The 1,488-nt window shown below is 69.6% G+C and carries 1 protein-coding gene and 2 tRNA genes; 2 read left to right on the top strand and 1 reads right to left on the bottom strand.

Annotated features, from left to right (window positions below; all coding sequences use genetic code 11):
* The first annotated feature begins 311 nt into the window (after positions 1 to 311).
* Together L7D48_RS28785 and L7D48_RS28780 are read left to right on the top strand one after the other, a co-directional pair.
* Positions 312 to 402 (top strand) — tRNA-Ser (locus tag L7D48_RS28785).
* A gap of 217 nt (positions 403 to 619) precedes the next feature.
* Positions 620 to 692 (top strand) — tRNA-Arg (locus tag L7D48_RS28780).
* A 133-nt stretch (positions 693 to 825) separates the two neighbouring features.
* On the opposite strand, the gene L7D48_RS28775 is transcribed toward L7D48_RS28780, so the two are convergent.
* Complete coding sequence (locus tag L7D48_RS28775) at positions 826 to 1,410, bottom strand: chloramphenicol phosphotransferase CPT family protein (RefSeq protein ID WP_237884038.1); 585 nt, start codon at positions 1,408 to 1,410, stop codon at positions 826 to 828.
* Between the last annotated feature and the right edge of the window lie 78 nt (positions 1,411 to 1,488).

Genomic DNA, 1,488 nt, shown 5'->3' with positions numbered 1-1,488 from the left:
GGGGGTGAGCACGGTGGCGAGTACGGCGGCCCCGGCGAGGGCTGCGGCGGTACGGCGGCGCGGCATGGCGGCTCCTGCGAAGGTGTGGTGCGGGCGGACCCGCGCGACTGCGGGTTCTTCCCTCCCCCTTCCAACGCGCCACCGCGCACGCCGTTGCGCACCTCCACCCGCCCGCCGCACCACCTGTGCCGCCACCAGGGGCAGAGCCCTTTGCCGGAGGACCCGCCAGCCGGGTAACGTAGGCTCCGATTGGAGACAGCCCCCGGGCTGTGCCATCATCAGCACACACGTCGCGGTGACGCGGCGCGTGGGGAGGCTTCGCCTAGTCTGGTCTATGGCGCCGCACTGCTAATGCGGTTTGGGCTTTAAAGCCCATCGAGGGTTCAAATCCCTCAGCCTCCGCTTCGATCATCACGATCACCGAAGCCCCGGCCCGTACGGCCGGGGCTTCTTCCGTTCCGGGGGCCGCCGACAGGGCCGCGGCTGGGGCCGTGAGCGCCCTCCGTAGGTCATCTCCGCAGGTCAGGCGGGGTTGACCGAATGGATTTCGCCTCTGGGCGGAGGTCATGTAATGTTGTTCCCGCAACGCCGACCGGCGAGAGGACAGCCGGGAAGCCAAGCGCTCGTAGCTTAACGGATAGAGCATCTGACTACGGATCAGAAGGTTGCAGGTTCGAATCCTGCCGAGCGCGCATCGGATGAGGGGCCCCGCCGGACACGGCGGGGCCTCTCGCGTATGTGCGGGAGCCGTGGCGGCGTGGCCTGCGGTAGCCCACCGGGAGGCAGTCGTTCGCCCGGAGCGGGGATTTGTCGTACCGCGATGTTTCACGGGAAACATTCGCCCCCGTCCAGCGGGGCGGTCCGGGCGAGGGCGCGCCGGAGACGTTCGAAGGCTGTGGGGCCCGTGTGGTGCGTGAGGGCGTCGCGAATGCGTAGGGCGCACTCCGTCGGGCTCGCGGTCGTGGTGTCGCACTCGACGTCGTAGACGCCATGGGCGTGCACGAGGCCCAGCTGATGTTCCGCCAGGCCGGGCGGACGGTCGCCGCGGGCTCTCTCGCGCCGCCGCAGCTCCTCCGGGGAGCAGCGCACACCGACGAGGAGGACGTTCCGGGGCTCGAACAGGGCGAGGCAGTCCAGCAGCCGCCACCGTTCGCTCAGGACATGGTCGACGACGATGTCGTTTCCGGCCGAGGCCATACCGGCGACCGCCCGGTGAAACCCCTCCCAGGTGCGCCTGAGGACGGCCGGCAGTTCGGCCGGGTCCATCTCCTTCTTCGTCCGCATCCCGTGGAAGGCGTCCACGGGCATGTGGAACCAGGAGCCGTCGAGGACCTGGAGAAGCTCCGTGGCGATGCTCGACTTCCCGGAACTGGAAGTGCCGTTCAGGAAGACGATTCTTCCGCTGCCCATGGGGTGATCATGCCCCACAGGGCCGGGACCGCGGGTGCGGTTCCGGCCCTGTGGGGTGTGGGGCGGTGGGGGTCAGGC

This window comes from Streptomyces sp. ICN903, assembly GCF_022015835.1.
GTDB classification, from domain to species: Bacteria; Actinomycetota; Actinomycetes; order Streptomycetales; family Streptomycetaceae; genus Streptomyces; species Streptomyces fenghuangensis.
This window is presented reverse-complemented; position numbering and strand designations above follow the sequence as displayed.